Source organism: Nonomuraea harbinensis (assembly GCF_019396385.1).
Lineage (GTDB): Bacteria > Actinomycetota > Actinomycetes > Streptosporangiales > Streptosporangiaceae > Nonomuraea > Nonomuraea ferruginea.
The window spans coordinates 40,462-49,502 of sequence record NZ_JAHKRN010000061.1 but is presented as its reverse complement, the minus strand read 5'-3'; the positions used below and the strand labels follow the sequence as shown (position 1 = coordinate 49,502).

Here is a 9,041-nt window from a genome sequence, read left to right as displayed (position 1 = left end):
CCGATCTGAACGAGGTGCCGGATCGGCACCGGCACCTCGTTCGCGGACGATCTACCCCTCGCTCAGCTGCAGCCGCTGGTCGAGCCGCAGCCCTCGCAGACGTAGCAGCTGCCCGCCGGGCGCATCTTGGTGCCGCACGTCATGCAGAGCGGCGCGTCGGCGGTGAAGCGCTGGTGGCTCTCCAGCGTCAGCTCCTTACTGGGCTCCTGCTTCGGCTTCTCCTCGATCGGCGCCGACTGGGCCAGCGACTCCACCGTCTCCTGCAGCGCCGCCGGGTCCTCGCCGCGCTGCTGCGCCGCCCGCTCGGCCGCCGAGAAGATGCCGAGCGCCGCCCGCTCCTCGTAGGGCAGGTGGTCGAGCGCCAGCCGCCGGAAGATGTAGTCCATCACCGACGTCGCCATCCGGACATCCGGGTCGTCCGTCATGCCCGCCGGCTCGAAGCGCATGTTGACGAACTTGCTCATGTACGTCTCCAGCGGCACCCCGTACTGGAGCCCGATCGAGATCGCCACCGAGAAGGCGTCCATGACGCCCGCCAGCGTCGAGCCCTGCTTGGACATCTTCAGGAAGACCTCGCCCAGCCCGTCATCGGGGTAGGAGGAGGCGGTCATGTAGCCCTTGGCGCCGCCGACCGTGAACCGCGTCGTGGTGCTCGGCCGCTGGTTGGGCATGCGCCGCCTGGTCGGCCGCGCCACCTCCACGACCTTGACCTCCGGCTCGGCGGCCTTCGGCTCCTCCTTCTTGCTGCCGCCTGCCGACAGCGGCTGGCCCACCTTGCAGTTGTCGCGGTAGACCGCCAGCGCCTTCAGGCCGAGCTCCCAGCCCTCACGGTAGACCTGCTCGATGTCGTCGATCGTGGCCGACTCGGGCAGGTTGACCGTCTTGGAGATCGCGCCCGACAGGAAGGGCTGCGTCGCCGCCATCATCCGCACGTGACCCATCGGCGCGATCGCCCGCTCGCCCATCGCGCAGTCGAACACCTCGTAGTGCTCCTGCCGCAGGCCGGGGGCGTCGACCACGTGGCCGTGCTCGGCGATGTACTCGACGATCGCCTCGATCTGCTCCTGCTGGTAGCCGAGTTTCACCAGCGCCCGGGGCACCGTCTGGTTGACGATCTGCATCGACCCGCCGCCGACGAGCTTCTTGAACTTGACCAGCGCCAGGTCGGGCTCGATGCCGGTCGTGTCGCAGTCCATCATCAGGCCGATGGTGCCCGTGGGCGCGAGCAGGCTGGCCTGGGCGTTGCGGTAGCCGTTCCGCTCGCCCAGCTTGAGGCACTCGGCCCACTGCCGCGACGCCTCGGCGTGGATCTTGGAATCCATCGCGCCGATCGCGCGCAGGTTGTCGTTGGCCGCCGCGTGCTTGCGCATCACCCGCTTGTGCGGCTCGGCGTTGCGCGCGTAGCCGTCGTACGGGCCGACCACGCCGGCCAGCTCCGCGCTGCGGCGGTAGGACACGCCGGTCATCAGCGACGTGATCGCCCCGGCCACCGCCCGGCCGCCGTCGGAGTCGTAGGCGTGACCCGTCGCCATCAGCAGGGCGCCCAGGTTGGCGTAGCCGATGCCGAGCTGCCGGTAGGCGCGCGTCGTCTCACCGATCTTCTCCGTCGGGAAGTCGGCGAACGTGATCGAGACGTCCATCGCCGTGATGATCAGCTCGGTCAGCTTGACGAAGCCGGGCACGTCGAACGAGCCGTCGTCCTTGAGGAACTTCAGCAGGTTGATGCTGGCCAGGTTGCAGGACGAGTTGTCCAGGTGCACGTACTCGGAGCAGGGGTTGCTGGCCGTGATCCGCCCGGTCTCCGGGGTGGTGTGCCAGTCGTTGATCGTGTCGTCGTACTGCACGCCGGGGTCCGCGCACTCCCACGCGGCCTTCGCCATCTTGCGGAACAGGTCGCGGGCGTCGACGGTCTCGATGACCTCGCCGGTGAGCCGGGCGCGCAGCCCGAACTTCTCGCCCTTCTCCACCGCGCGCATGAACTCGTCGGAGACCCGCACCGAGTTGTTGGCGTTCTGGTACTGCACCGAGACGATGTCCTTGCCGCCGAGGTCCATGTCGAACCCGGCGTCACGCAGCGCGCGGACCTTGTCCTCCTCGCGCGCCTTGGTCTCGATGAACTCCTCGATGTCGGGGTGGTCGACGTCGAGCACGACCATCTTGGCGGCCCTGCGGGTCGCGCCACCGGACTTGATCGTGCCGGCGCTGGCGTCGGCGCCGCGCATGAACGACACGGGACCGCTGGCGGTGCCGCCGCTGGAGAGCAGCTCCTTGGACGAGCGGATGCGGGACAGGTTGACGCCCGACCCGGAGCCGCCCTTGAAGATCACACCCTCTTCCTTGTACCACTCCAGGATCGACTCCATCGTGTCGTCCACGGCGAGGATGAAGCAGTTGTGCACCCGGAGGTTGCCCGAGAGGTATTCGCCGCTCTCGGTCTGAATGTCGTAGACCTCCATCGGTCCGAGGTCCTCGACCCGGTCGATCTCCAGCCGCTTGGTCGCCTTCGACGGGTGTCCCGGCTTGTCGAAGCTCGTCTCGAGCTTGCCGGACTTGGTCTCGTCGACGAAGCCGATCTCGTCGGCGAAGGTGCGCCGGTCGCCGGCGGACTGGATGCGCAGCGTCCAGCAGCCCTTGCGGTCGTCGCGGGCGTCCTTCTTGAAGCCGACGCGGGCGTAGATGCCGAAGCGCAGCAGCAGGCGCTGCATGCCGCGGATCAGCTCCTCGGAGATCATGTCGACCTCGACGACGGTGGAGCTCTCCCTCGCGGAGACGAAGCCCTCGGCCTGGAAGACGCTGCGGAGATAGGCGGCCACCACCGGCAGCGGAGCGGTGAAGAGGCCGGCGGGGACGGACATGTCGACGCCGCGCCGACGCAGGTCCCACTTGTCCACGAAGCCTTCCAGCGACTTGCCGTAGAGGCGGGTGCGCCGGCAGTCGAGCGAGGTGTCCTGCGTCTCCACCGTGTGCTCCTTGCGGTGCACGCCGGGGAACACGACGTCGAGGGCTCGGGTCACCCAGGCGAGCTCGGCGTCGTTGACGGTCATCGCCTCGATGGTGAGGGACTTGTTGGTGCCTTCGTACTGTCCGACGAAGCCGCCGGACTGCAGCCAGCCGGCGAGGGCGGCCTCCGCCACCTCGGTGAAGTCGATCTCGCCTTCGCCGAACGCTTCGCGCCGGTGCCACTCGAGCTGGTCTCCGGGATTGAGCGTGGCGGCCTCCACGAAGTGGCCGGTGCCGTCGCCGGTGGCCTTCCACACCAGGTGGTCGCCGGTGACGTCAAGCGTGTAGCCCGCCTTGGTGTGCAGGCGCAGCACGTTCTTCACGCCGTTGGCCTTGGTGGCGATGACGCGGGTGAGGCCGTGGGCGTCGTAGACCTTGGCGCCGATCGCGTTGTCCTGGACGAGCTTGCCGATCGGGACGAGCCCGTCGGGCGTGCTCACCAGCGCGTCGTACGGCTGGCAGGCGCTCACCTGCTGGGGCGACTGGGTGCCGACGTTGAACCAGACCGGGGAGTTGAAGGCGAAGATCTGGTGGACCAGGGCGTACTTCAGCTCGTGGTCGAAGATCTCGGCGTCCTCGTCACTCGCGAAGTAGCCGTGGTCCAGGCCGGTCCGCGTGTAGACGCCGACGACCCGGTCGACGAGCTGCTTCAGGCTGTGCTCGCGCTGGGGTGTGCGGACCGCGCCGCGGAAGTATTTGGTGGTCACGATGTTGGTCGCGTTGATCGACCAGAAGTCGGGGAACTCGACGCCCCGCTGCTCGAAGTTGACCGAGCCGTCGCGCCAGTTGGTCATGACGACGTCGCGGCGCTCCCACGCGATCTCGTCGTACGGGTGCACGCCGGGCGTGGTGAAGATCCGCTTCATCTTCAGACCCTTGCGGGGACGCTTGCCTCCGCGCGCCACTGATCCGCTGGACGTCTCCGTCATGACTCCCCCTTCTCCGCCTTCAACTGTTTGATCTCGGCCTCGAAGTCCGCCAGGCTCTCGAAACCGCGGTAAACCGATGCGAACCGCAGGTAGGCCACCTCGTCGAGCTCGCGCAGCGGCCCGAGGATCGCCAGCCCCACTTCGTTGGAGGCGATCTCGGCCGCGCCCTTGGCCCTGATGGCCTCCTCCACCCTCTGCCCCAGCTGCGCCAGTGAGTCCTCGCTGACCGGTCTGCCCTGGCAGGCTCGCCGCACGCCCGCGACGACCTTGTCACGCGAGAACGGCTCGGTGACTCCGCTGCGCTTGCTGACCATGAGGAGCACGGTCTCCTGGGTGGTGAATCGCCGCCCGCATTCGGGGCAGGTGCGCCTGCGCCTGATCGCCGCGCCGTCCTCTGTGGAGCGGCTGTCGATGACCCTGGTGTCGGGGTGGCGGCAGAACGGACAATGCACGCTTACGCCTCCTCGTTTCAGGGGTCACCACAGGCACGGCATCCGCCTCTGGGGACGCTCGCGCACGCACCGGAGCTTCTGTCTGGTGCGGTCGCCGAAACACAAGGTGTGGTGAACTACATCGGTGTAACTACTAGATGTTGTGGTCCAACCGTAGAAGCGCGCGACCATGAACGCAAGTTGGCCGGGCCCGCCCGGCCGAAGTCGCTGATCAGCCCCCGCGTCCCCGCCCCGCCTCGGCGTGTCGTCCGGGACGTGTCACTTTTGTTGGTACGCGTCACGTACGTGATGTTTGTTCACAGGAGGCTCGCGGGCATCGCACGGTCACCTATTGTCCCTGGTGTAAAGGGGTGCCGACGCCATCGGGGCCGTGGAGGCGGGTGCCCGTCCGTCTGGGCGGACTCGTCAGCCCGTCGAACCGCTTGGCCTCGTCCGCGACGGCGCCTAGGTCCTCGCCGGGGTGGACGCCGGCGCCGCCCAGGTTGTCGACTTCACGCACCTGTGCCTACGACAGGCCGGCAACGCTCCTCAGGCTGTGGCCTTCACGCACCTGCGCCCACGGTAAGCCGGCGACGCTCCACAGGTTGTCACCTTCACGCACCTGCGCCCACGACAGGCCGACGGCGCTTCTCGGGCTGGCGCCTTCACGCACCTGTACCCACGGCGGGCCGGCGACGCCCCACAGGTCGTCACCTTCACGCACCTGCGCCCACGACAGGCCGACGGCGCCCGGCGAGCGCTCGACCCCTGCGTGGCCGGCCGTCCTGGTGCCGAGCCAGAACCCGCCCAGCGACAGCAGCGCCATGACCAGCACCAGCGCCGCGCGGCCCCGCCGCGTCAACCGCACCGGCGCGGTCTCGGCCGCGCCACCCCGCAGCCTCTTCCCCGCCCGCGCACGCCGTCCACTGTCGGCCCCCGCGGAGCGGCCCACCCTGCCGGCCCCCGCGGAGCGGCCCACCCCGTCGGCCTGCGTGGTGCCGCCGGTCCTGCCGACCTGCGTGGCGCGACCAGCCCTGTCGGCCTGTGTGGCGCGACCAGCCCTGTCAATCTGCGTAACGCGACCGGCCCTGTCGATCCGCGCGAACCTCGGGAACCAGCCCACCCTCGGCCGGCCGAGCTGCGCTGGAGTCCCGGGCACGACGACGCGGCGACGCGCCCGCACCGCGTCCGCTGCGTTCGCGCCGTCCCCCTTACGCGTCCGGCGCCTCGATTGCAGGTCCGCCGGGGCCCGCTCCCCCTGCGCTGCGCGCGCACTCCCCTTGGGTACCATCGACGCCCCGTCCCGCCGGAGCCCCCGCACTCGGGCCGGGGACACCGGCGACCTCTCAGCGCGACCGTCGCCGAGCCCGTCTTCGCCGGTGAGGCCGGAACGCCGCAGAGGGCCGTCGTCCGTCAGGCGCCTTTCCGGCGCACCCTGCCTCCGGCGCCGCTCCACGACCCGCCGCTCGCCCGCCGCCTGGCGCCCGCCGTTGACGACCTGACCGGCTCCGGGCGCTCGCTCTCGGACGGACCCGCCGTTGACGACCTGACCGTTTCCGGGGGCGTGCTCTCCCCCTCGGACGGGCCCGCCGTCGCTTCTCCCCCACCTGCCAGGGCCGGTGTCCGAGTCGGGGCGGGCTGGGGGGACGAGGTACAGGTGGGGGCGCTTGCCGTCGGCGGCCCATCGCGATCGAGGGCCCGCTCCGCCGTCGTTCTTCCGCCTGGGCGCTTCGGGGCGAGGGCGGCGCTCTTGAGGGCTCCCCTCCTGGGTGGCGTCGACGATGAGGGTGAGGCGCTTGCCGTGGTCGCCGGTCGGATCCGCCATCAGAGCATCCCGTGGATGCGGCCCGTGGGTGAGCCCGCTGCGCGGTGGCTCCGTCTGGTCGTTCGCATGATGGACCTCCCGCCGTCGTGGCCCCCGGAAACGGCCGTAGAAAGATCGGCAAATCGAACACGGTGTCGATCGAACTCCCGTACGATGTTCTACACCACACTGCCGACATTTTCGAGGAAGACTCGAACAACTGTTTGAAGATGATCTTCAACAGAGATACGGTCGCTGTGTGCGACATCAGGACCACGGACCGGGAGCCTCGCCCGCGGGGCGGGTTGCCGGGCGAGGAGGAGAGGCATGAGCGAGCGGGATGACGCCAATGGGGTCAGTGACCTCGCGGTGCGAAGGCGTGACTCACTGGGGCTGACCCCCAGGCAACGCAAGATCCTCGAGGTGATCCGCGACTCGGTGCAGCAGCGCGGCTATCCGCCGTCCATGCGCGAGATCGGCGAGGCCGTCCAGTTGACCAGCACGTCCAGCGTGTCGCACCAGTTGACGGCTTTGCAGCGCAAGGGCTATCTGCGGCGAGACCCCCACCGCCCGCGCGCGCTGGAGGTGCGGCTGCCGGGTGAGCCGGTGCTGTGGGTCGACCCCGACACCGCCACCGACGACGCCCCCGTCAACAGGCCCACCGCCGCCTACGTCCCGCTGGTCGGCCGCATCGCCGCCGGTGGCCCGATTCTGGCCGAGGAGAGCGTCGAGGACGTCTTCGCGCTTCCCAAGCAGCTGGTCGGCGAGGGCACGCTCTTCCTCCTGCAGGTCACCGGTGACTCGATGATCGACGCCGCGATCGCCGACGGCGACTGGGTCGTGGTCCGCCAGCAGCCGGTCGCCGAGAGCGGCGACATCGTGGCCGCGATGATCGAGGGCGAGGCCACGGTCAAGACCTTCAAGCGCAAGGACGGCCACGTCTGGCTGGTGCCGCACAACGACAACTACGAGCCCATCCCCGGCGACGAGGCCAGCGTCCTGGGCAAGGTCGTGGCGGTCCTGCGCCGCCTCTGACCCCTCGCCGCGTGAGACGCGGTGCGGCCGTGCCGCACCGCGCTCCTCACCGGCTCTCGCGCACCAGCCCGCCGATGGCCGCCGTCCTCCTCTCCACGTGCGTCCTGTCCGGCGGGCGCCTCTCCGGCTGCCTGGGTTCCATGGTTCCGTCGCACACGGCGCTTCTCCGGGCAAGTGCACCTACCTCCACCCTTGTCCGGTAACCAGCCGTATTCCGGCGGTTGATCGCAGTCCATAACCTCGGCGGCATGGAGAAGATCGAGACGAGGCCGAGTGCCGGGCGTCGGCTGGCCGGGGCCGGCCTGTGGGTGCTCCAGGTGGTCATGGCCGGCATGCTGCTGATGGCGGCGATGGGCAAGTTCACCGGAGCGGAGCCGTCGGTGTCCACGTTCGAGGCGATCGGGTGGGGCGACTGGTTCCGCTACCTGGTCGCGGTGCTGGAGGTCGCGGTGGCGGTGTGCCTGCTGGCGCCCCCGCTGGCCGGAACGGCCGCGCTGGCGGGCGCCGGGCTGATGGCCGGTGCCGTGCTGACCGAGGCGTTCGTGAGCGGCGGGCCTGTGGCGCTGCCGCTGGTCCTGCTCGTGGTGAGCGGGGTGATCGCGTGGGGGCGGCGTGATCGTACGGACCGGCTGTGGCGGTCGCTGGCCGGCGGCTGATCCGTACGAAGGCCGACATTCCTAGAATGTCTGGGTGAGCGACACATTCGTGGGTGAAGCGTTCAAAGCACGCAACGACGGGCTGAAGTGGGCGAAGGCTGACCCGGGGGTCATCCCCGCGTGGGTGGCCGACATGGACCTGCCGTCCGCTCCCGAGGTGGTCGAGGCGCTGCGCCGCCGGGCGGAAGGCGACCTCGGCTATCCCTCGTGGCTCGACAGCCCCCAGGGCGGGCCGCTCGCCGAGGCGTTCGCGGAGCGGATGGCCGCCCGATACGGGTGGGAGCCCGATCCGGGCCTGGTCCGCTCCTACTCCGACATCAACCAGGCCCTGCAGGTGCTGCTGCACGTGTGGACGGCTCCGGGAGACGGGGTGGCGCTGCACACCCCCGCCTATCACCCGTTCCTCGGCACGCTGGAGACCATGGACCGGCCGCTGCGGCCCATCCGGCTCGTGCCGGACGGCGACTCGTGGCGCGCCGAGATCCCCGACCTGTCCGGGTGCAAGGTGCTGCTGCTGGTCAACCCGCAGAACCCGACCGGCCGCGTCTTCACCCGGGCCGAGCTGGAGGAGCTCGCCGAGCTGGCCGAACGGCACGATCTGCTGGTCATCTCCGACGAGATCCACGCGGACCTGGTGTACGAGCCGAACCGGCACATCCCGTTCGGCACGATCCTGCCTGACCGGACGGTCACCCTGACCTCGGCCACCAAGGCGTTCAACCTGGGCGGGATCCGCTGCTCGGTGGCGCACCTCGGCTCCCCCGGGCTGCGCGGGGCGCTGGACGCCCAGCCGCCGTTCCTCTTCGGCTCGGCGAACGTGTTCGGCGTGGAGGCGACCGTCGCCGCCTGGCGGCACGGTGACGCCTGGCTGGCGGACACGGTCGCGCTGCTCGACCGGAACCGGCGCGCCATCGCCGAACACCTGCCCGCGGGCGTCACGTACCGCGTGCCGGAGGCCACCTACCTGGCATGGCTCGACTACGGCCGTCCCGGGGTGGCGGAGCAGCTGGAGCGGGAGGCGAAGGTCCTCCTCAGCGACGGCGCCGTGTTCGGGCCGGGCGGCGAGACGTTCGTCCGGCTGAACTTCGCCACCTCCGAGCCCGTTCTCGCCGAGATCCTGCGGAGGATCGCCACCGTGACGCCCTGATCGGGCGGGGACGGCTCTCCGGACGAGGAGCCGTCCCCC

7 protein-coding genes are annotated in these 9,041 nt (G+C 70.1%); 3 read left to right on the top strand and 4 right to left on the bottom strand.

Annotated elements, in window-relative coordinates; genetic code table 11:
• Nucleotides 1-62 precede the first annotated feature (62 nt).
• The 4 genes from KME79_RS38765 to KME79_RS38750 form a co-directional block, all read right to left on the bottom strand.
• Nucleotides 63-3,929: a vitamin B12-dependent ribonucleotide reductase gene (locus KME79_RS38765; RefSeq protein ID WP_219550717.1), complete on the bottom strand. Its 3,867-nt coding sequence runs from the start codon at nucleotides 3,927-3,929 to the stop codon at nucleotides 63-65.
• Complete coding sequence (gene nrdR / locus KME79_RS38760) at nucleotides 3,926-4,381, bottom strand: transcriptional regulator NrdR (RefSeq protein WP_148030140.1); 456 nt, start codon at nucleotides 4,379-4,381, stop codon at nucleotides 3,926-3,928. The genes KME79_RS38765 and nrdR overlap by 4 nt, the downstream gene beginning before the upstream one ends.
• Before the next feature lie 328 nt (nucleotides 4,382-4,709).
• Nucleotides 4,710-4,880, bottom strand: a complete 171-nt coding sequence (locus tag KME79_RS38755; RefSeq protein ID WP_219550711.1) for a hypothetical protein — start codon at nucleotides 4,878-4,880, stop codon at nucleotides 4,710-4,712.
• A gap of 6 nt (nucleotides 4,881-4,886) precedes the next feature.
• Nucleotides 4,887-5,519: a hypothetical protein gene (locus tag KME79_RS38750; RefSeq protein WP_219550705.1), complete on the bottom strand. Its 633-nt coding sequence runs from the start codon at nucleotides 5,517-5,519 to the stop codon at nucleotides 4,887-4,889.
• 972 nt (nucleotides 5,520-6,491) lie between these two features.
• Between KME79_RS38750 and lexA the strand changes: the two genes are divergently transcribed.
• From lexA to KME79_RS38735, 3 genes are all read left to right on the top strand, one after another.
• Nucleotides 6,492-7,199, top strand: a complete 708-nt coding sequence (gene lexA / locus KME79_RS38745; RefSeq protein WP_148030138.1) for a transcriptional repressor LexA — start codon at nucleotides 6,492-6,494, stop codon at nucleotides 7,197-7,199.
• Between the two features lie 248 nt (nucleotides 7,200-7,447).
• Nucleotides 7,448-7,855 (top strand): DoxX family protein, encoded by a 408-nt coding sequence (locus KME79_RS38740; protein ID WP_219550700.1) that lies wholly within the window; start codon nucleotides 7,448-7,450, stop codon nucleotides 7,853-7,855.
• Between the two features lie 34 nt (nucleotides 7,856-7,889).
• Nucleotides 7,890-9,002, top strand: coding sequence for a MalY/PatB family protein (locus KME79_RS38735; RefSeq protein ID WP_308249205.1), 1,113 nt, complete (start codon nucleotides 7,890-7,892; stop codon nucleotides 9,000-9,002).
• Nucleotides 9,003-9,041 lie beyond the last annotated feature (39 nt).